This is a genomic window from Chryseobacterium urinae (genome assembly GCF_030518295.1).
GTDB classification, from domain to species: domain Bacteria; phylum Bacteroidota; class Bacteroidia; order Flavobacteriales; family Weeksellaceae; genus Chryseobacterium; species Chryseobacterium mucoviscidosis.
The window spans coordinates 74894-94901 of record NZ_JAULSJ010000001.1 but is presented as its reverse complement, the minus strand read 5'-3'; the positions used below and the strand labels follow the sequence as shown (position 1 = coordinate 94901).

Sequence of the window (20008 nt, the reverse complement as noted above, 5' to 3'; positions counted from 1 at the left end):
ATTTATATTGAAAGAACAGGAGGAGGTCTTACAGAAAAACATACGTTGGCTGGTTGTGAGAAAAAATGAAAAATTTTTGAGTTTAAAATTTTTACTTCACTGTAATCATAATCTTGGTTTACAATATATTTTGTTACATCTATGTCTATAACTTTAAAAACCTGTGTAGATGTTAAAGCGTAATTTTGCCTCTTAATGGTTTGAAAGTTATTGTTTGTATTGGGGAAATCTTTAAAATTTACCTCGGTAGATTCTTTCTTTTCTATTTTTTTTCCAGCTGTACTTTTATTTGCCGAATCATATTTTCCTGAAATACTTTTATGTTTTGTTCTTCTTTCCCTGAGACTTTTTTTACTGTTTTTTTCAGACAAAATTTTAACAGATAATTTTTGATCTATCGGAACAGTTGTTATAACTGAGTCGAATAATGATTCTTTTTCTGCATAAATATATGTTCCTTCTGATACGAAAATCTGAGAAGGACAGAACTGAACAAACAGTACTATAAAAACAGTAAAAACTTTTTTAAAATGAAAAAAGTTTTTTGCAGATGGATAAATAAAATGGGACAATTGGAACTGATTATGTTTTCTGGTTCAAAGGAACGCAAACAAACCTGTTTAAACACAAAAACAGCCTATCTATTGTGTATCTATTTTATTTTAAAGTATTGATTTTTAATTGTTTATTTTTTTAAAATTAACATAATTAAGATTTTGTATTTCTGCTTTGTTTTGTCTTTTTGAAAAATTGAATTGGAGTTTTTCTGAACTGTTTTCCAGATTATAAACAATGCAGAATTGAGATGTTTTACATCGGGAATTTTGAGATTGGAAATAAAAAAGCATTCTGAAATTCTCAGAACGCCTTCATAATTTTGTTTTATCAGTTGTTTCTATGAAATCTCAGAAGCAAACATTTCTTTATTAAGATGCGCAATATGTGCTTTCAGAAAAGCATGAAGTTTGGGATTTTCTATAATGGAATCGGAAAATGTAGGGACGATCATAGACTTATTGGAAACAATGTTCTGCATTATTTCGTATTCTTCGCCGAAAAAGATTTCAAGTCCGAATTCCTTTTTTACACAGGAATGCAGATAATCATTAATATACTTTTTAGAGTCAACAGAAACTGTTTTTTCCGCATCAGAATCATTTTTCATACCCAGATCTTATAATTTTTAAAGGTAATAAAAAATATTTAAGTGTATAAATATTTATTACTTTAAATTAAATAGTATATTTGTATACTAATTTTTACAAAATGGAATATTCTTTGATTAAAGACATAATAGGATTATTAGAAGAATTTGAAACAGAAAATTCCGGAAATTTATATTCTAAAGATGTTAAAGGATTTAAAGCCTGGATACACGACAAAGAATCTTCTGAAAATAAGAATAAGGACACAGAACCCTACTGGGAAGGAAAAGAGAATGGAAGAAGTCCTGAAAGTGCTATTAATACACTTTTGGTTCATCTCAACAGATATGCAAAAACTTATTCTAAATCTGCAATTGCCGATTCCGAATTTTCTACGCAGGAAGAATTTATATATCTGATTAATCTGAGAGCTTTTGGAAGAATGACCAAAACTGAGCTGATTAAAAAAAATATTCAGGAAAAACCTGCGGGAATGCTCATTATTACAAGATTATTAAAACAGGGATGGATCGAGCAGACCGAATCTGATGACGATAAGCGAAGTAAGTACATCAGCATTTCAGAAAAAGGGAGACTAGCTTTGGAAAAACAAATGGAGAAGATCCGTACTGCTACAAATATTGTTGCAGGAAACCTAAATCATACAGAAAAAATGGAACTTATACGTATTCTGAACAAACTTGATCGTTTTCATCATCCGATATTTTCCAGAAATATTGATAGCAAGGATCTTATTAATACGGTTTATCAGGAATACACATTCAAAAACTAAAACTATGAGCAAAAAAGTAGCAATTATCGGTTCAGGATTTTCCGGCTTGTCGGCGGCTTCCTATTTATCCAAAGACGGATACGAAGTTCATGTTTTCGAAAAAAATAGTGGAGTGGGAGGAAGAGCCAGACAATTTACAACGGATAATGGTTACGTATTTGATATGGGACCAAGCTGGTATTGGATGCCCGATATTATCGAAGCTTTTTTCAACGATTTCGGAAGAAAATCTTCGGATTTTTATGACCTTATTTCTTTAAATCCTCAGTTTGAAATGGTATTTTCAGACGGAGTGATGGGAATTCCGGAAAGCTATGAAGAGATGAAAAACCTTTTTGAAAGTATTGAAAAAGGAGCAGGAAAGCAGCTTGACGAGTTTATGAACGACGCACAGTACAAATATGAAGTTGGCATGAAAGACTTTGTCAATAAACCCTGCCATTCATGGTTTGAATTTGTTTCTCCTAAAATTGCAAAAAGTGCTTTAAAATTAGATTTACTGACTAATTTTCAGCGTTTTGTAAGAAAATATTTCAAAAATCCTAAGCTTATCATGCTCATGGAATTTCCGGTAATCTTTTTAGGAGCAGCACCAAAAGATATTCCGGCTCTTTACAGTTTAATGAATTACGGAGGCTACAAATTGGGAACATGGTATCCGATGGGCGGTTTTGCAAAAGTTACACAAGCAATGATGCAGATCGCTTCCGAAAACGGAGTGCATTTTCATTTTAATTCCAACGTCGAGAAAATTATTCTTGAAAACAATAGAGCGGTCGGTCTGAAAATAAACGGTGAGGAATTTAGATTCGATACAGTCATAGCTTCATCAGATTATCAGCATACCGAAACTTTACTTCCGGAATCTCACAGAAATTATGACGAAAAATATTGGGAAAAGAGAGTATTTGCTCCTTCATGTCTTATCTATTATTTAGGTTTTAACGAAAAGATCCCCAATCTTACGCACCACACTTTATTTTTTGAAAACGATCTTGAACTTCATACGAACGAAATTTATGAAGATAAAAAATGGCCTACCAAACCATTGTTCTATGCTTGCTGCCCTTCAAAAACAGATAAAGATACAGCACCGGAAAACGGAGAAAATGTATTTCTTTTGATGCCTGTTGCACCGGGAATTGAAGATTCTGAAGAGATGAGAGAAAAATATTTCCTTGAAATGATCTCAAGACTGGAAAAACATACCGGAACTTCAGATCTTATTGCTAAATTAGAGTACAAAAGAAGCTATTGTGTAGAAGATTTTAAAAAAGATTATAATGCATACAAAGGCAATGCGTATGGTCTTGCCAACACCTTATCACAAACTGCAGTTTTAAAACCTTCTGTAAAAAACAGAAAAGTTAAAAACCTTCTTTATACAGGTCAGCTAACGGTTCCGGGACCCGGTGTTCCTCCGTCCATTATATCAGGTAAAATAGTCGCCAGAGAAGCAATTAAATTGAATTAACTATGAAAAAACTTTTTGATGACCTGTCTTACAAAATCAGCAGGGAAACGACCAGACAGTACAGCACCAGCTTTTCTTTAGGAATTATGGCGCTTTCTCCGAAAATACGAAACCCGATCTACGCCATTTACGGTTACGTTCGTCTTGCCGACGAAATCGTAGACAGTTTTCACGATCACGATAAGCAGAAACTTCTTTCAAAATATAAAGAAGAGACATTCTGTGCTTTGGAAGATAAAATTTCCCTGAATCCGGTGCTTCATTCTTTTCAGGAAACCGTTCATCAATATAAAATCGATCATGCGCTGATTCATCAGTTTCTGAAAAGTATGGAAATGGATCTTCAGAAAATTGATTATAATTCAGATTTATACAAAGAATATATTCTGGGTTCTGCGGAAGTGGTAGGATTAATGTGTCTTCATATTTTTACAGAAGGGAATATTGATGAATTTGAAAGGCTGAAACCATATGCCATGACTTTAGGATCGGCTTTTCAGAAAGTGAATTTCCTTCGCGACATGAAAGATGATTATCAGATCTTAGGACGTTCTTACTTCCCAAATGTTGATATTTCATACTTTGATAATGCAGTAAAAGCTCAGATTGAAAAAGAAATTGAAGAAGAGTTCAAAATTGCGCTGGAAGGAATCAGAAAATTACCTCCATCCTCAAGATTCGGTGTTTATCTGGCGTATAGATATTACATTTCGCTTTTCAGAAAGATTAAAAAAACATCCGCAACCAAAATTATCAATCAGAGAATAAGAATTTCCAACGGAAAAAAACTTTCGCTGATGATGAGCAGTTATGTACAATATAAAACTTCTTTTTTGTAGATATATTTACTTTACACCCTTGAATAATGAAACACAGACTATACAGAGAACAGCAGTTGAATTGTGATATAGAAACGGCATGGAAATTTTTTTCTTCGGCAAATAATCTTTCCAAAATAACGCCGAAAGAAATGAACTTTGTTGTCCGTACCAAAATGGAAAACGACGAAATCTACGAAGGAATGAACATCGATTATTACGTTTCTCCTTTGTTCGGAATAAAAATGAAGTGGAGAACGAAAATTATTCAGGTAGATTATCAGAAAAGTTTTACCGATTTTCAGGAACAGGGGCCTTACAAACTCTGGCATCATCATCACGAGTTTATTCCCAATGAAAATGGTATTTTCATGAAAGATACGGTGGATTACGAACTGCCTTTAGGATTTTTGGGAGAAATTGCACACACTGTTCTGGTAAAGAAAAAAGTGGAAGATATTTTCACGTACAGATATAAAATTTTGGAAGAGATGTTTAATAAAAATACAGCCAAATAATGAATTTTCTAATTGTAGCTGCCACATTCTTCATTATGGAAGGAATGACGTGGATTATCCATAAATATGTGATGCACGGTTTTCTGTGGTCACTGCACAAAGATCATCATGATCATAGCAACGACGGACCATTGGAAAAAAACGATTATTTCTTCGTTATTTTTGCTGTTCCTACGATTATTCTGATGTATTACGGAACCATGCAGAATTTTAACCACTGGTTTTACATCGGAGTCGGAATTGCATTGTACGGAATGGCTTACTTTTTCGTCCATGATATTTTTATTCATCAGCGTTTTAAAGTTCTTCGAAATACGCAGAATCCTTATCTTCTGGCGATCAGAAGAGCGCACAAGCAGCATCATAAACATACAGGAAAAGAAAGAGGGGAGTGTTTTGGATTTCTTTGGGTTCCGATAAAGTATTTCAAAATGTATTTTAAAAAACAAACCACCTGAAAATGCAGCAATATACCTATCTGTTAGTTAATTTTTTTACAATTATTGTCTGCTTCATTTTTTCCTTTCATCATAAGATAAAATTCAACAGACATTTCAAAGCATTTATTCTTGCTTCCTCTATTGTAGCCCTGTTTTTTATAATTTGGGACATCTGGTTTACCAAAATAGGAGTGTGGTGGTTTAACGATAAATATCTTATAGGACTCAGAATTGTTAATCTGCCGATAGAAGAAATACTTTTTTTCTTCTGTATCCCTTTCTCCTGCATGTTCACCTATTTCTGTCTCAATAAATTTTTTAAGCTCGACTGGAAACCGGAGATGGAGAAAATATTTGTTATTTTTTCTATCGTTACTTTAATTATTCTCGCATTGTACTGTAGAGACAGAATCTATCCGTTTATGACGTGCTTAACGACGGCGATCAGTATGTTTGTACTGTATTTCATACTAAACGCAAGATGGATTGGCAAAGCCTCTTTTATTTATTTGATTTTAATGCCCGGTTTTTTAAGTGTCAACGGAATTCTTACCGGTACAGGACTGGATTCTCCCATCGTAAATTATAATCCGGAACATTTTCTGGGAATCAGGATCTTAACCATCCCGATTGAAGATACGGTTTACGGTTATGAGATGATTCTCTGGAATATCTTCCTTTTTCAGAAATTTAAAAAGAAAGAGCAGGCAATTGAAGTAACTGCATAATTCTATCATCATATAATCTTCTCTAAAATCTATTTTTCAGGCCACGGTTCTTCGGAATCTGTGGCTTTTTTTCGTAAATCTTTTATCAGAGTAATTTAGAAAAATACTTATGTAACAAAAGTAGCAGTAAAACAGTTTTTTAATCCTGAAATTTGTCCTTGTAAATATTGTACGAATGAACTTATTATCAATATTATTTAGCAAAAAAGATAACTCCGCACTGGAAAATGCATTGGAAAACAATTCTTTTCTGGTTGATGTGAGAACTCCTTCCGAATTCGCTTCAGGAAGTGTAAAAGGCGCACAGAATATTCCACTGAACGAAATTAGAAATCAGATTTCAAAGTTTAAAAACAAAAGCGAGATCATTGTATTCTGCAGAAGCGGAAACAGAAGTGCCATGGCAAAAGGAACACTGGAAAAAAACGGTATTTCAAATGTGGTAAATGGCGGAAGCTTAGAAAATGTAGTAAAAACGATGCAGAAAATCAAAAATATAGATTGATTTTCAGCCGAAAGCAAATCTACGGTAAAATAAAAAATCAAAAAATGTTTCACAATCTATTTAAAAACTGGAACTTTGTAAGACTTCTGCGATTGGCAATGGGAATATTCCTCACCATTGAAGCGGTAAAATCAGGAATGTGGTTTCTGATTATTACAGGAGTGATTTTTACAGTGATGCCATTGCTGAATATCGGATGCTGTTCAGGAGGAAGCTGTTCGGTTTCCGCCAAAAATCCTAAGCAGATCAATGATGAAATTGAATATGAAGAAATCAAATAAAACCATTAATAAACAAAATAGAATATGAACAAATTTCAGGAAATCATCAGTCAGGACAAACCCGTTTTGGTAGACTTTTTCGCAGAATGGTGCGGTCCGTGCAAAATGCAGGCTCCCATTCTTAAGGATCTTAAAAAAGCAATCGGAGATTCGGCAAATATCATCAAAATAGATATCGATAAAAATCAGGCAGTTGCCGCACAATTCGGAATCAGAAGCGTTCCTACTTTAATGATCTTCAAAAACGGAGAAGTGAAGTGGAAACAGTCCGGAGTATTTCAGGCAGAGGAATTGGAAAAATTAATAAAACAAAACATCTAAAATGTACAGAAACATCATCATTGCATTATTTTTAGTAGTCATTACAGGATGCGGAAAAGCACAAAGTGTAACAGGTAATGTACTTCCTGCAACAGAATTTTCTCATAAACTCGATAAAACCAAAGACGCACAGTTAGTGGACGTAAGAACCTCCGGAGAATTTAAAAACGGACATCTGAAAAATGCAATGAATATCGACTGGAATGCAGGTGATTTTGTGGAAAAAGCAGCCGCTTTAGATAAAAATAAACCTGTTTTCGTTTACTGTATGAGCGGACCGAGAAGTACTGCTGCAGCCGCAAAACTAAGAGAATTAGGCTATAAAAACGTCTACGAAATGCAGGGCGGAATGATGAAATGGAGAAACGCAGATCTTCCCGAGATCAAAACTTCAACCGCAAAAGGAATCACTCATACACAATACAATGATTTGTTGAAAAGCAAAACGCCCGTTTTGGTAGACTTCTATGCAGAATGGTGCGCTCCGTGCAAAAAAATGGAACCTTTCCTTAAAAAAATGGCTGCCGAAATGCCGGATAAAGTAAAGATCGTAAGAATCAATGTTGATGAAAACACAGAACTCTGTAAAGAACTCGGCGTTTCTGCGCTTCCTGTGCTCAAACTCTATAAAAACGATAAAATTGTTTGGGATAATCTGGGATTGGTCACCGAAGATGAGGTAAGAAAACAGATTACACAATAAATCATGGATAAACCTCTTCTGTGGATCAGAAAAAACTGGAGTACAGTGATTATGATTGCTGTACTCATCCTTTTATGGGGAAGTCCCGATGCAAAAGCATGGGTGATGAGACAGATGATTTCCACCGGATTATTCAATTCAAAAATAGAAGAAAAAACAGAAGAATCTTCACTTCTACCGCCGAATTTCAGTGTGAAAAATGAAAACGGAGAAATAACCGAAACTTCTCAGCTCAGAGGAAAAGTAGTCTTCATTAATTTCTGGGCATCTTGGTGTCCTCCATGCCGCGCAGAATTTCCCTCCGTTCAGAAATTTTATGATGCTTATAAAACAAACCAAAATCTGGTGTTTCTTACGGTAAATCTTGATGATGAAATAATTTTGGGTAAAAAATATCTGCAAAAAGAAAAATTCAGCATTCCTTTTCTGGTTCCAGACAGCAGTATTCCCAAAGAATTATACAGAGGCTCCCTTCCTACAACCGTTATTTTAGATAAGACAGGGAAGATAAGAATGCATCATTCCGGAATGGCAGATTACAGCAAAGCCTCTTTCTATCAGGAAATTGAAACGCTTTTGAAAGAATAATCCTTAAAAATATAATACTGGTTAAACTATTTCGGAATTAGCCGCAAAAGACAATCATAAATCTATTAATAAAATAATCAAAGCTTTCAAAAGAATAAAAATCGAAGATTTTTTTAAAACTGTTGTATTCTTTTCTCACTACGCTTATTAACTTTTATAAAACATTAAAATCTTAACGATTGTCCGTAATTTGCCAAATTGAAAAAGCTTTGAGTTCTTTGCTGAGTGAATAGTTTATGCTGAGCTTGTCGAAGCATCTTTGCGAACTTAAAAACAGTTCGTATTTAACAAAACCTTTGCGAGCTTTTGCGTCAAAATTAGCATGATCATTAATAACGAATAATCTCATAATTTAAAACCATTCTTAACGAAACATTTTATAATTTTGCAGAAGTGAAAAAACTGATCTCAATACTATTGCTTAGTTTATACTTGGTTTCTACAACCGAGCTCTATCAGTTTTTGAAAATTCCGGTTCTTATTGAACATTATTTGGAACACAAACAGGAGAATCCGAAACTCACCATTGGTTCATTCTTCAAAATCCATTACGATAATCCGGTAAAAGATTCAGATTACACCAAAGATCAGCAGTTACCGTTTGTTTCGCACGCAGCGCATCTTATCATCGTATGTACACCTGCGACACCCTTTACGTTTCAGTTGTCCGACAAAGAATCCAACCCGATTATTAAGTCCAAACAGACTTTTTACAAAAGCATCTTTTACAATAAAGATATTCTCAATTCCATTTGGCAGCCGCCGAAATCTTGTTGATTTTTTTCTGAATTCCTCTCAAATATTACTTTGGGAGATTTCTGATACTTATTGGTAAATTTTATACACGTTTTTATTTGGGCAGCTTAATCCGCCAGAAGTTTATCCTGAGCTTGTCGAAGGATTCCCGCTTTTTTGTTCCAACGAAGAGCTCCACTCAAATCGAGGAACGAGATTCGCCGATTCAAAAATTAAAGGTAAAAGAATGAGGCACTTCGGGCTGCAAAAAGTATAAATTTCAGTGATTAAAACAGGCATTAATTGGTATCAGACCATTATTATTTATTCATAAGCATTTGCTAGAATAGTAAATTAAAATAGAGATATTTATCTGTAAACCATTTATCTATCATCTATTATCAATTATCAATTATCTATCATCTATCATCTGCTAATAAGCTCAACAAAACATTATGCTTACAAAAATCATTGAGTTTTCTGTAAAGAACAAACTCATCATTGCGCTGTTGATTTTGGGATTGATAGGCATTGGTTCCTATCAGGTCACTAAACTTCCGATCGATGCCGTTCCCGATATCACCAACAATCAGGTTCAGGTCATCACCATTGCTCCTTCATTTGGAGCAACAGACATCGAAAGACTCGTGACATTTCCAATAGAGCAGGCGAACAATAATATTTCAGGATTAAAAGAAATCCGCAGTTTTTCACGGTTCGGGTTATCGCTCGTTACCATCGTCTTTGAGGATGATGTAGATATTTACTGGGCAAGACAGCAGGTTGCAGAAAGGCTGCAGCAGGTTCAGAGCCAGATTCCGCAGGGAATCGGAACTCCCGAATTAGGTCCTATTTCCACAGGTTTAGGCGAAATTTTCCAGTACGTGATCCGTCCCGAAAAAGGCTACGAGAAAAAATACGACATTACAGAACTTCGCACCATTCAGGACTGGATCGTGAGAAGACAGCTTCTCGGTGTAAAAGGCGTTGCCGAAGTCAGCAGTTTCGGAGGAAAATTAAAGCAGTACGAAATTGCCGTAAATCCTGACAGATTAAACGCTTACGGAATCACCATTAACGATGTTTTTGATGCTTTAAACACCAATAACCAGAACACAGGAGGAGCTTATATTGAAAAAGGTCCCACTGTTTTATACATCCGGAGCGAAGGTCTGATCGGAAATATTGAAGACATAAAAAATATAGCAATTGCTTCCAAAACCAATGAAATTCCATTGTTTATAAGAGATGTGGCAGACGTGAAAACCAGCTTTGCCACAAGATACGGTGCAATGACGTTCAACGATCAGGGTGAAGTTTCCGGAGCAGTGGTGATGATGCTGAAAGGCGAAAACAGCAATCAGGTTATTAAAAATGTAAAAGAAAAAATCGCTCAGATCCAGAAAACCCTTCCGAAAGGAGTAGTAATAGAACCGTTCCTCGATCGTACCAAAATGGTAAACAACGCCATCGGAACCGTAGAGAAAAATCTTACAGAAGGCGCATTGATTGTTGTTTTTGTACTGGTTCTGTTCCTCGGAAATGTACGCGCAGGATTGCTTGTGGCTTCCGTAATTCCTCTCGCTATGCTTTTTGCCATCTGTATGATGAATCTTTTTGGAGTCAGCGGAAACCTGATGAGTTTAGGTGCATTAGATTTTGGGTTAATTATCGATGGTGCGGTGATTATTGTAGAATCCGTCCTGCATCAGTTCAGTCATAATTCAAAATTCAAAAAAATATTCTCCGTTGGAAAAGAAGAAATGGACACTATTGTTACCGATTCTGCCGGAAAAATGATGAACAGCGCAGTCTTCGGTCAGATCATCATCCTGATTGTTTATCTTCCGATTCTTACCTTACAGGGAATTGAGGGGAAAATGTTCAAACCGATGGCACAAACTGTCGCTTTCGCTTTATTAGGTGCATTTTTATTGTCATTGACTTACATTCCGATGATGAGCTCTTTGCTGTTGAGAAAAAGAAGATCAAAACCGAGTTTATCCGACCGGATGATGAAAAAAGTAGAGAAAATCTATCTGAAAACACTGCTTAAAATCTTAAGAGTTCCGAAAATGGTATTCTCCATCGTAGCAGTACTTTTTGTCTTGGCAATTTTCATTCTCAGCAGAATGGGAGGGGAATTTATTCCTTCCCTTGAAGAAGGAGATTTTGCGGTAGAAACCAGAGTTTTGCCGGGAAGCAATCTGAATACAACCATTGAAAGTACACAGAAGGCAGCTCACATCCTGAAATCAAGATTTCCCGAAGTACAGAAAGTCGTGACAAAAATCGGAAGCGGCGAAGTTCCTACAGATCCGATGCCGATGGATGCAGCCGATTTAATGGTGATTCTGAAAGATAAAAAAGAATGGACTTCCGCATCCACATTCCCGGAACTGGCAGAAAAAATGACCAAAGAACTGCAGGACGTTCCCGGAGTAACGGTAAGTTTCCAGTTTCCGGTGCAGATGCGTTTCAATGAACTGATGACGGGAGCAAGACAGGATGTCGTGGTGAAGATTTTCGGAGATGATCTGGACGTTCTTTCCCAAAATGCTCAAAAACTCGGTAAAATTATTGAAACCGTAGACGGAGCCCAGAATCTTTACATCGAACCGATTGCAGGAATGCCGCAGGTAACCATAGAATACAACCGTCCTGTTATTGCACAATATCATTTATCCATTTCCGATATTAACCGGATTGTGAATGCTGCATTCGCAGGGCAGAGTACAGGTCTCGTTTTCGAAGGCGAAAAACGTTTTGATATGGTCGTTCGTCTCGATTCCAAAGTTCGTAAAAATGTGGATGATATTAAAAATCTGCTCGTTCCGACTCCGTTTGGTAACCAGATTCCGCTTTCCCAGCTTGCAAAAGTTGAAGTAAAAAACGGACCCAACCAAATCCAGAGAGAAAATGCACAACGCAGAATTGTCGTTGGATTTAACATCAAAGGAAGAGACGTTCAGAGCATCGTGGAGGAACTTCAGACTAAAGTAAACAAAGAGATAAAACTTCCGACAGGTTATTATATGACTTACGGAGGTTCTTTTGAAAACCTGAACAATGCAAAACAACGTCTGATGATTGCCGTTCCGGTTGCTTTGGCGCTTATTTTTGTGATGTTGTTCTTAGCATTCGGCTCGGTGAAAGAAAGTCTGCTGATTTATACCGCAATTCCACTGTCAATTATTGGCGGCGTATTTCTTCTCGCTTTGAGAGGAATGCCTTTCAGCATCAGTGCAGGCGTTGGATTCATCGCCCTTTTCGGAGTGGCAGTTCTCAACGGAATCGTTCTCATATCAGAATTCAACAGATTATACAAAAGCGGAATCAGGAATATTGTGAGAATCGTGATTGATGGCGGGGAGTCCAGACTTCGTCCGGTTCTGATGACGGCTTTCGTGGCATCTCTGGGATTTATTCCGATGGCATTAAGCAACGGAGCCGGAGCAGAAGTTCAGCGTCCGTTGGCAACCGTGGTGATCGGAGGTCTGCTCGTTGCAACCTTTCTTACCCTTTTTGTACTGCCGCTTCTTTATGTAACCATTGAAAAAGGATTTAAAATGAAATCGCCATCATTTGGAAAGCGCAAACGCCTATGAAGAAAACGCGATTACATATGACCTTTAAAAAACAATAAATATCTACATATGAAAAATAATCATAAAAATATAACGGCTGTATTGATTTTGCTGTTCAGCTTTGCAGGATTCGGACTGAAGGCGCAAACGCCAATCAATCTTCATACTGCGATCAATACCGCACTGGAAAACAACAGAAATATTAAAAACGAAAAGCTGAAATCGGAATATTCCAAAGCGTTGATAAAATCGGCTAATGATATTCCGCAGGCTGGTGTAACGTTCGATTACGGACAAATCAACAGTGCGTACAACGATATGAAATTTGGCGTTTCCCAAAACATTGCTTTTCCGACAGTGTATAAAAAGCAGAAAAATGTATACACCGAAGAATGGAAAAAATCTTTGCTGAATGTTTCCCTGAAAGAATATGAACTAAAAAAAGCAGTCAGCCTTACCTTTTACAACATTCTGTACTGGAAGGAAAAAGAAAAACTGCTGAATGAAATCCTGAAACTGTACACCGACTTTTCAGACAAAGCGAATCTTAGACTGAAAGCAGGGGAGAGCAATATTCTGGAAAAAACAACCGCTTCAAGCCAGAAATCGGCGATAGAAATTCAGTTAAAACAATTGCAGCAGGAATTAGCCGTATTAAAGATCCAGTTTCAGTGGCTTTTGAATACGGAAACCGATTTCATTCCCGAAGATTCAAAATCTTTTGCCAATTCTTTAAATGAAAAAATGGCGGATCATCCATTGCTGAAAATCTGGGAACAGCAGAAAAATATTTCCACAGAACAGATCGCACTGGAAAAAGCAAAAATGCTTCCCGGTCTGCAATTGGCGTATAATCTGAACAGTTTTAAAGGATTAGGACCGGATGATAAACTCTACAATGCAACACCTCAGTTTCATTCGGTGCAGGTCGGTGTTTCGCTCCCGATATTTTCAGGAGGTCAGAAAGCGAGAATTGAAGCTGCAAAAGTTGCGCAGTCTGTTGCAGAAAGTGAGTTGAAAAACACTGAATTCAACCTTCAGAATCAGCTTAAAAAAGCCAGAGAAATCTATCAGTCGAATCTGGAAATTGTTTCAAAATATGAAAGTTCCGACCTTAAAAATGCAGACGTCATTACCGAAACGGCAAAAAGACAGTTTATCGGCGGAGAAATCAATTACCTCGAATTTGTGATCCTCGTAAATCAGGCGGTACAGCTTAAAAACAATTACACCGATGCAGTCTGGAAACTTAACCAAAGTGCCATTGAACTTGAATACCTTACTTTAAATCCGTAAAAAAATGAAATCAATTTCAATATATACCTTATTAATCAGCTTTTTTGTATTCATTCAATGTAAAAAAGAAGAAGCTCCCAAACAAGAAAAGAGCCTCCCGAAAGACGAAAATGTAGTGACTTTAACCGATGCACAGTTAAGAAATGCACCGATAGAAACAGCCACACTTTCGTTACAGAATATCGCTTCAACCCTGAAATTAAACGGAATGATCGATGTTCCGCCTCAAAATCTGGTTTCCGTAAGCATTCCGCTTGGCGGTTATCTGAAATCCAGCAATCTTCTTCCGGGAATGCCGGTTTCCAGAGGTCAGGTGATTGCTGTGATTGAAAATCCGCAATTCATTCAGCTTCAGCAGGATTATCTGATGGCAAGATCCAAAGCACATTTTGCAGAACTGGATTACAACCGTCAGAAAACCCTGAACCAAAGTCAGGCAAGCAGTGATAAAGCCATGCAGCTCGCCCAGTCTGAAATGAACAGCCAGAGAATTTTAATGAATTCACTGGCACAGCAGCTCAGACTCATCAATATCAATCCGGAATCTTTAAAATCAGGAAGCATTACGAAAAGCGTTCCTGTGTACAGCTCAATCAATGGTTTTGTAAGCAAAGTGAATGTGAATATCGGGAAATATGTAAATCCTTCGGATGTACTTTTTGAGCTTATTAATCCCGATGACATTCACCTGAATCTTAAAGTGTACGAAAAGGATCTGGAAAACCTGAAAAAAGGACAGCGTTTTGCAGCGTACACGAATGCAGATCCAGACAAAAAATATTATGGGGAAATCCTTCTCATCAGCAAAGATATCAGTCAGGGCGGTTTGGCGGAAGTTCACTGTCATTTCGATAAATACGACCACAGTCTCGTTCCGGGAATGTATATGAATGCTGAAATTGAAACCAGCACCTCTTTTTCCAATGCGGTTCCGGAAGAAAGCATCGTGAATTTTGAAGGCAAAGACTTTGTGTTTGTTGAGGTTAAAAAGCAGACGTACCGATTGACTCCGGTGACTTTAGGCGAAACGGAAAACGGTTTTATCCAGATTCTCAATTCTGATGATTTTAAGAATAAAAAGATCGTGACCAAAAATGCATACACGCTTTTGATGAAGCTTAAAAATACGGAGGAAGAAGAATAAAATATTCAGTTTAAAGTAATTTGATATAATTAATCGTCAGTTAAATATATAGAGTCTGTTTAAACTTTTTATTTAACCGCAAAAGTAAAAAAAGATGAAGTAAAATTTTGAAGCAGCTTAGAGTAAAATAGCTTTGCTCCTGTAGGAGCACAATCTGTGTAGAAATAAGAATAAGTGTAACAATCAATCCGTAGGATTGATATCTGTAATACGATAAATGTTTAAAGATAGCGTTCCTACGGAACGCCGGATATCTTGCGAATATGATTTCTATACAGATAAAACTCCATCGAGTTTTCTAAAATTTTACTTTAAATAACTGTTTTATTTAAATATCTAATCATCGCATTATGATAATCTTTTGAGCCTATTGCGGATAATTCGGAAATTAGTTTAAACAATAAACTAAAGGTGAACAATTTATTGAACATTGTAGCGTTATAATTCAGATTAATTTAAAATCATTCTTAACAGAAGATTTTATACCTTTGATTAGGTGAAAAAGTTGATTTCCATATTGTTACTATCCCTGTTCTTGGTTTCTACAACCGAGCTGTATCAGCTTTTGAAGATTCCTACTCTGGTGGAACATTACTGGGAACATAAACAGCTTAATCCGGAAATGCCACTGATTGCGTTTTTCAGAGCACATTACGATCATCCTGCAAAAGACGGAGATTACGGTAAAGACAGAAAACTGCCGTTTGTAATTCATTCTGCACCGCTGAATTTGTTTTTTACCATCAATCCGGGTTTTTATTTTGAAACAAAAACGGAAAATTTCAGATCACTGAAATCGCATAAAATTCCTTCAAAAGACGAAGATTTCTGCTACAAAGGATTCGCAGGATCAGTCTGGGAACCGCCGAAATCATTTTCTTAATCCATTTACAATCTGATTGCATCATAATCAGAACACATCATTTATTCTAAAAAATCATTATAAAATTTAAAATAATGAAAACATTATTATCAGCCATTCTTATGGTTGTATTATCCGTTGGTTTCCACGCGCAAAACAGACTGGAAAGCGCAAAAAAAACCGCTGCAGAAAACAAAGAACTTATTCTGCTTAATTTTTCCGGTTCAGACTGGTGTATTCCGTGCATTAAACTTCATAAAAATATCATCGAAACAGAAGATTTCAAAAAACTGGAATCCGATAAAGTGATTGTTTACATCAATGCAGATTTCCCAAGAAATAAGAAAAATCAGCTTTCTGCCGATCTTAAAAAAGAAAACGCTTCTCTTGCCGATGCATACAATAAAAAAGGCTTGTTTCCGTACACCCTTTTATTAAATTCAGAAGGAAAAATTCTGAAAAGCTGGGAAGGACTGCCTTCTGAAAATGCACTGGCTTTCAGTAAAGAAATCAGAGAAATCAGAGAAAAACAAAAATAACAGATAAAGAGATGCTTAGAGAATTCAAAAGACCTCAGAAACTGATGGGGAACGCTTTTGAAATTACCGTTGTAAGTCATGATGAAAAACTTGCACAAGATCACATTGATGCAGCTATTGCCGAAATCCGAAGGATAGAAAAACTGCTGACAACCTTCAGCGATGATAGTCAAACCAATCTCATTAACAGGAATGCAGGAATAAAACCTGTACAAGTAGACCGTGAGATTTTTGACCTCATTGAAAGGAGTTTGAGAATCAGCAGAATTACAGACGGTTACTTCGATATTTCTTACGGCGGAATCGATAAAAGTTTCTGGAATTTCGACCGTGAAATGAAAGAGCTTCCCAATCCTGAAAAAATAAAAGATCATCTGAAACTCGTTAATTATCAGAATGTTATTCTCGATGGTGACAATCAGACCGTTTTCCTTAAAGAAAAAGGAATGCGCATCGGTTTTGGAGGAATCGGGAAAGGATATGCCGCAGAAATGGCGAAAAGAATTCTTCAGGAAAGAAATGTACATTCCGGAATTGTGAACGCTTCGGGCGATTTAACGACTTGGGGAAATCAGGCGGACGGAAAACCCTGGACTGTAGGAATTGCCGATCCCGACAATGCAAAACAGCCTTTTTCTTATATGAATATCACCGATATGGCAGTTGCAACTTCAGGAAATTACGAGAAATTCGTGGTCATCAATGGTAAAAAATATTCTCATACCATCAATCCGAAAACAGGAATGCCGGTTTCGGGCGTAAAAAGTGTTACCGTATTTTGTCCCAACGCAGAAATAGCCGACGCAATGGCGACTCCCGTCAGTATTATGGGAATCGATGCCGCGCTCGGTATGATCAACCAGATCAATCATCTGGAGTGTATCATCATCGACGATGAGGACAGAATTTATTCATCTCAAAACATTAATTTAAAATAAAATGCTTTGTTATCAGAACAAAATTGAGTTAAATAAACAAACAGTATCTGATTCAGAGTGAGGTAATTAAATCAACTTTAAAAACAAATCAATACAAATGACAGACCTTATAAAAAACAGTCAGAAGCTTTTCGGATATTTATTTGGGCAGCTTTCACCGTCTTCCACTCCCGCTTTTTTGCTCGTTCCTCACAAAAAGAGCTCCGTTCAAGCCGGGCTGCGAAGATTCAACGCTTTAAATTACAGAACAGTTGCAGTTCTTTCGATATTGACAATTCCGTTTTTGAATTCCTGTACCACCGTAAAAGAATACGAAAAAAATAAACTCAACGATGCCGAAATGGTTCTCGGAAACCGAACAATTGAAAAGACCGAACTGAGCTTTCAGTCTTACAGAGAAGGTTCTTCAGGAGCCAATGCCGGAAAAGTGGGCGGTGGTTGCGGATGCAATTAAGAAAAGAGAATGGTAAAAATTTAATGTGATCTACAATGAAAAAAATAATCATAAGTGTTGTTGCTCTTTTCGGAATTTTTAATGCAAAAGCACAGGAAAACACAAATAACGAACAGCCCAAAAAGCTGACTTTTGATGAAGCTAATTTAGTTTCTAGTTACTACAAACAGGACGGAAACAATTCTGCCGTTACAGGCGGAATCGGTTCAGAAAAACTGACCGATGTTTCCAACACGATTGATGTAACGATGGTAAAATACGATAAAAAAGACCGTAAAAATAAATTCAATGTAAGTGTCGGGATCGATCATTATACTTCCGCATCTTCGGATATGATTGATCTGAAAGCCAATTCATCGGCTTCCCACGCAGACAACAGAATTTATCCGGCATTAAGCTGGAGCCGCGAAAATACCGAAAAAGGAACCACTTTAATGGCGGGTATTTCTACCTCTTTCGAATTCGATTATGCATCTTACGGTGCAAACATCGGGTTTTCGCAAAAAACAGCGAACAGAATGGGAGAGTTCACAGCAAAATTTCAGGCCTATCTCGATCAGGTAAAACTAATTGCTCCAATTGAATTGAGAACCAACGGAAGTACAGGCGGCGAACACGAAAACTACGGAACCAGCGGAAGAAATACCTTTGCTTTATCTTTGGCGTACTCACAGATCATCAATCAGAATTTTCAGGTTGAATTTCTGGCGGACGGAGTTCAGCAGACCGGATATTTAAGTTTGCCTTTCCACAGGGTTTACTTTAATGATAAATCGGTTCATCAGGAAGCTTTGCCGGATAAAAGATTTAAAATTCCTTTGGGAGTAAGAGCCAATTATTTCCTGGGAGACAAGGTGATTTTGAGAGCGTATTACCGGTATTACACCGACGATTGGGGCTTGAAATCCAATACTTTCAGTCTGGAAACGCCTTTAAAGATTTCTCCGTTTGTTTCGGTAAGTCCTTTCTATCGTTACTATTCGCAGACTGCGGCTAAATATTTTGCGCCTTATCAGCAGCATACCGCTTTTGACGATTTCTACACCAGTAATTACGATCTGTCAAAATTCGACAGCCATTTTTACGGAGCGGGAATCAGAATCAGTCCGAAGAACGGTTTATTTGGCGTAGAAAGACTGAATATGCTGGAAATAAGATACGGACATTACACAAAATCCATCGGGATGAAATCTGATATTATTTCGTTAAATTTAAGGTTTAAATAAAAAATCAGTTTAATTTTGACTTGTTAACATAATTAGCAAGTCATTTTTTTAACTTAAAAACTAAAGTGTATGCATCATCAGTTGGAAAAACATTATGTAAACAGAGTAGGCTGGCTTCGTGCAGCGGTTTTGGGTGCGAATGACGGATTGTTATCAACCACAAGTATCGTTATTGGTGTTGCAGCAGCCACACCCGAAAGAAATACCATCATTCTTGCCGCGCTCGCCGGAATGATTGCCGGAGCGATGTCTATGGCTGCCGGAGAATATGTATCGGTAAGTTCGCAGGAAGATACCGAAAAAGCAGATCTCCTGCGCGAAAAACGCGAACTGGAAGAAATGCCGGAAGTCGAACTTCTGGAACTGGCTAAAATTTATGAAAAAAGAGGCGTAAGCAAAGAAACAGCTTTAAAAGTAGCTACGGAACTTACAGCGCATGATGCTTTAGCAGCTCACGCGCACGATGAACTTGGAATTAATGAAATTACACAGGCTAAACCGTTACAGGCAGCTTTGGCGTCATTCGGTTCTTTTGCTTTGGGAGCGTTACTGCCGTTTATCGTTTCACTGGTGGCTCCCTTAAAGGAAATGGTGTATTTTCAATATGGCTTTTCTATTATATTTCTGATGATTCTGGGCGCTATTTCAGCAAGAACAGGAGGGTCAAAAATAGGAATCGCTGTTCTCAGAATTTGTTTCTGGGGAACTGTTGCAATGGGAATTACCGCTTTAATCGGACACCTTTTCGGGGTTACGGTAGCTTAAAAGAAAAAAACTAAAGATGAGGGTTGGATTTTTCCAGCCCTTTTTTTGATTTAAAAAATCAGAAAATTAAAAATATAGCCTCATCACTTTTATCAAGTAATTTGATTTTAGCGTATTCAGATTTAAAAATTAAATCATAGTTTTTGTA

General features: G+C 36.9%; 23 protein-coding genes. 21 read left to right on the top strand and 2 right to left on the bottom strand.

Going from position 1 to position 20008, the window contains the following annotated elements; translation table 11 throughout:
* Positions 1-2: 2 nt before the first annotated feature.
* Together QWT87_RS00420 and QWT87_RS00415 are read right to left on the bottom strand one after the other, a co-directional pair.
* A complete protein-coding gene (locus tag QWT87_RS00420; protein WP_302712586.1) occupies positions 3-371 on the bottom strand; it encodes a hypothetical protein in 369 nt (122 codons plus the stop codon).
* 524 nt (positions 372-895) lie between these two features.
* Entirely contained in the window at positions 896-1165 is a 270-nt protein-coding gene (locus QWT87_RS00415) for a hypothetical protein (RefSeq protein ID WP_302712584.1), read from the bottom strand.
* 101 nt (positions 1166-1266) lie between these two features.
* Between QWT87_RS00415 and QWT87_RS00410 the strand changes: the two genes are divergently transcribed.
* The 21 genes from QWT87_RS00410 to QWT87_RS00315 all read left to right on the top strand — a co-directional run bounded on the left by QWT87_RS00410 (position 1267) and on the right by QWT87_RS00315 (position 19860).
* Positions 1267-1938 carry a MarR family winged helix-turn-helix transcriptional regulator gene (locus QWT87_RS00410; RefSeq protein WP_302712582.1) on the top strand — a complete coding sequence of 224 codons (672 nt, stop codon included), beginning with the start codon at positions 1267-1269 and terminating at the stop codon, positions 1936-1938.
* Positions 1939-1942: 4 nt separating this feature from the next.
* The gene (locus QWT87_RS00405; RefSeq protein ID WP_302712580.1) at positions 1943-3412 is read left to right on the top strand and encodes a phytoene desaturase family protein; all 1470 of its coding nucleotides are present in this window, start codon (positions 1943-1945) and stop codon (positions 3410-3412) included.
* A 2-nt stretch (positions 3413-3414) separates the two neighbouring features.
* On the top strand, positions 3415-4251 hold the full coding sequence (locus tag QWT87_RS00400; RefSeq protein WP_302712578.1) for a phytoene/squalene synthase family protein: 837 nt from the start codon (positions 3415-3417) through the stop codon (positions 4249-4251).
* Positions 4252-4277: 26 nt separating this feature from the next.
* Complete coding sequence (locus QWT87_RS00395) at positions 4278-4748, top strand: SRPBCC family protein (RefSeq protein WP_302712576.1); 471 nt, start codon at positions 4278-4280, stop codon at positions 4746-4748.
* A complete protein-coding gene (locus QWT87_RS00390) occupies positions 4748-5206 on the top strand; it encodes a sterol desaturase family protein (protein WP_185205255.1) in 459 nt (152 codons plus the stop codon). The genes QWT87_RS00395 and QWT87_RS00390 overlap by 1 nt, the downstream gene beginning before the upstream one ends.
* A 2-nt stretch (positions 5207-5208) precedes the next feature.
* Positions 5209-5916: a lycopene cyclase domain-containing protein gene (locus tag QWT87_RS00385; protein WP_302712574.1), complete on the top strand. Its 708-nt coding sequence runs from the start codon at positions 5209-5211 to the stop codon at positions 5914-5916.
* A gap of 175 nt (positions 5917-6091) precedes the next feature.
* A complete protein-coding gene (locus QWT87_RS00380; protein ID WP_302712572.1) occupies positions 6092-6421 on the top strand; it encodes a rhodanese-like domain-containing protein in 330 nt (109 codons plus the stop codon).
* 44 nt (positions 6422-6465) lie between these two features.
* The gene (locus tag QWT87_RS00375) at positions 6466-6702 is read left to right on the top strand and encodes a hypothetical protein (protein WP_302712570.1); all 237 of its coding nucleotides are present in this window, start codon (positions 6466-6468) and stop codon (positions 6700-6702) included.
* 24 nt (positions 6703-6726) lie between these two features.
* Positions 6727-7023: a thioredoxin gene (gene trxA, locus QWT87_RS00370; protein WP_302712568.1), complete on the top strand. Its 297-nt coding sequence runs from the start codon at positions 6727-6729 to the stop codon at positions 7021-7023.
* 1 nt (position 7024) lies between these two features.
* Positions 7025-7726 carry a thioredoxin domain-containing protein gene (locus QWT87_RS00365; protein ID WP_302712566.1) on the top strand — a complete coding sequence of 234 codons (702 nt, stop codon included), beginning with the start codon at positions 7025-7027 and terminating at the stop codon, positions 7724-7726.
* A gap of 3 nt (positions 7727-7729) precedes the next feature.
* Positions 7730-8314: a TlpA family protein disulfide reductase gene (locus QWT87_RS00360; protein WP_302712564.1), complete on the top strand. Its 585-nt coding sequence runs from the start codon at positions 7730-7732 to the stop codon at positions 8312-8314.
* Between the two features lie 393 nt (positions 8315-8707).
* Positions 8708-9091: a hypothetical protein gene (locus tag QWT87_RS00355; protein ID WP_087711133.1), complete on the top strand. Its 384-nt coding sequence runs from the start codon at positions 8708-8710 to the stop codon at positions 9089-9091.
* A gap of 413 nt (positions 9092-9504) precedes the next feature.
* A complete protein-coding gene (locus QWT87_RS00350; protein WP_407933577.1) occupies positions 9505-12657 on the top strand; it encodes an efflux RND transporter permease subunit in 3153 nt (1050 codons plus the stop codon).
* A 48-nt stretch (positions 12658-12705) separates the two neighbouring features.
* Positions 12706-13932, top strand: coding sequence for a TolC family protein (locus tag QWT87_RS21270; RefSeq protein WP_407933576.1), 1227 nt, complete (start codon positions 12706-12708; stop codon positions 13930-13932).
* A 4-nt stretch (positions 13933-13936) separates the two neighbouring features.
* The gene (locus QWT87_RS00345; RefSeq protein ID WP_302712560.1) at positions 13937-15076 is read left to right on the top strand and encodes an efflux RND transporter periplasmic adaptor subunit; all 1140 of its coding nucleotides are present in this window, start codon (positions 13937-13939) and stop codon (positions 15074-15076) included.
* Positions 15077-15572: 496 nt separating this feature from the next.
* Positions 15573-15959 carry a hypothetical protein gene (locus tag QWT87_RS00340; protein WP_302712558.1) on the top strand — a complete coding sequence of 129 codons (387 nt, stop codon included), beginning with the start codon at positions 15573-15575 and terminating at the stop codon, positions 15957-15959.
* A gap of 74 nt (positions 15960-16033) precedes the next feature.
* Complete coding sequence (locus tag QWT87_RS00335; protein WP_302712556.1) at positions 16034-16477, top strand: thioredoxin family protein; 444 nt, start codon at positions 16034-16036, stop codon at positions 16475-16477.
* Between the two features lie 11 nt (positions 16478-16488).
* Positions 16489-17415 carry an FAD:protein FMN transferase gene (locus QWT87_RS00330; protein WP_302712554.1) on the top strand — a complete coding sequence of 309 codons (927 nt, stop codon included), beginning with the start codon at positions 16489-16491 and terminating at the stop codon, positions 17413-17415.
* Between the two features lie 97 nt (positions 17416-17512).
* Complete coding sequence (locus QWT87_RS21335; protein WP_456237182.1) at positions 17513-17869, top strand: DUF4266 domain-containing protein; 357 nt, start codon at positions 17513-17515, stop codon at positions 17867-17869.
* A 35-nt stretch (positions 17870-17904) separates the two neighbouring features.
* Positions 17905-19095 (top strand): DUF3570 domain-containing protein, encoded by a 1191-nt coding sequence (locus QWT87_RS00320; protein WP_302712552.1) that lies wholly within the window; start codon positions 17905-17907, stop codon positions 19093-19095.
* Positions 19096-19164: 69 nt separating this feature from the next.
* On the top strand, positions 19165-19860 hold the full coding sequence (locus QWT87_RS00315) for a VIT1/CCC1 transporter family protein (RefSeq protein WP_302712550.1): 696 nt from the start codon (positions 19165-19167) through the stop codon (positions 19858-19860).
* Positions 19861-20008: the final 148 nt, after the last annotated feature.

Excerpts from the sequence above, each read along its gene's own strand:
- QWT87_RS00410 (WP_302712582.1), top strand. The coding sequence starts at position 1,267 with ATGGAATATTCTTTGATTAAAGACATAATAGGATTATTAGAAGAATTT.
- QWT87_RS00335 (WP_302712556.1), top strand. The coding sequence starts at position 16,034 with ATGAAAACATTATTATCAGCCATTCTTATGGTTGTATTATCCGTTGGT.
- QWT87_RS00365 (WP_302712566.1), top strand. The coding sequence starts at position 7,025 with ATGTACAGAAACATCATCATTGCATTATTTTTAGTAGTCATTACAGGA.
- QWT87_RS00380 (WP_302712572.1), top strand. The coding sequence starts at position 6,092 with ATGAACTTATTATCAATATTATTTAGCAAAAAAGATAACTCCGCACTG.
- trxA (WP_302712568.1), top strand. The coding sequence starts at position 6,727 with ATGAACAAATTTCAGGAAATCATCAGTCAGGACAAACCCGTTTTGGTA.
- QWT87_RS00315 (WP_302712550.1), top strand. The coding sequence starts at position 19,165 with ATGCATCATCAGTTGGAAAAACATTATGTAAACAGAGTAGGCTGGCTT.
- QWT87_RS00320 (WP_302712552.1), top strand. The coding sequence starts at position 17,905 with ATGAAAAAAATAATCATAAGTGTTGTTGCTCTTTTCGGAATTTTTAAT.
- QWT87_RS00345 (WP_302712560.1), top strand. The coding sequence starts at position 13,937 with ATGAAATCAATTTCAATATATACCTTATTAATCAGCTTTTTTGTATTC.
- QWT87_RS00375 (WP_302712570.1), top strand. The coding sequence starts at position 6,466 with ATGTTTCACAATCTATTTAAAAACTGGAACTTTGTAAGACTTCTGCGA.
- QWT87_RS00415 (WP_302712584.1), bottom strand. The coding sequence starts at position 1,165 with ATGAAAAATGATTCTGATGCGGAAAAAACAGTTTCTGTTGACTCTAAA.
- QWT87_RS00350 (WP_407933577.1), top strand. The coding sequence starts at position 9,505 with ATGCTTACAAAAATCATTGAGTTTTCTGTAAAGAACAAACTCATCATT.
- QWT87_RS00405 (WP_302712580.1), top strand. The coding sequence starts at position 1,943 with ATGAGCAAAAAAGTAGCAATTATCGGTTCAGGATTTTCCGGCTTGTCG.
- QWT87_RS00400 (WP_302712578.1), top strand. The coding sequence starts at position 3,415 with ATGAAAAAACTTTTTGATGACCTGTCTTACAAAATCAGCAGGGAAACG.
- QWT87_RS21335 (WP_456237182.1), top strand. The coding sequence starts at position 17,513 with ATGACAGACCTTATAAAAAACAGTCAGAAGCTTTTCGGATATTTATTT.
- QWT87_RS00390 (WP_185205255.1), top strand. The coding sequence starts at position 4,748 with ATGAATTTTCTAATTGTAGCTGCCACATTCTTCATTATGGAAGGAATG.
- QWT87_RS00385 (WP_302712574.1), top strand. The coding sequence starts at position 5,209 with ATGCAGCAATATACCTATCTGTTAGTTAATTTTTTTACAATTATTGTC.
- QWT87_RS00330 (WP_302712554.1), top strand. The coding sequence starts at position 16,489 with ATGCTTAGAGAATTCAAAAGACCTCAGAAACTGATGGGGAACGCTTTT.
- QWT87_RS00360 (WP_302712564.1), top strand. The coding sequence starts at position 7,730 with ATGGATAAACCTCTTCTGTGGATCAGAAAAAACTGGAGTACAGTGATT.
- QWT87_RS21270 (WP_407933576.1), top strand. The coding sequence starts at position 12,706 with ATGAAAAATAATCATAAAAATATAACGGCTGTATTGATTTTGCTGTTC.
- QWT87_RS00395 (WP_302712576.1), top strand. The coding sequence starts at position 4,278 with ATGAAACACAGACTATACAGAGAACAGCAGTTGAATTGTGATATAGAA.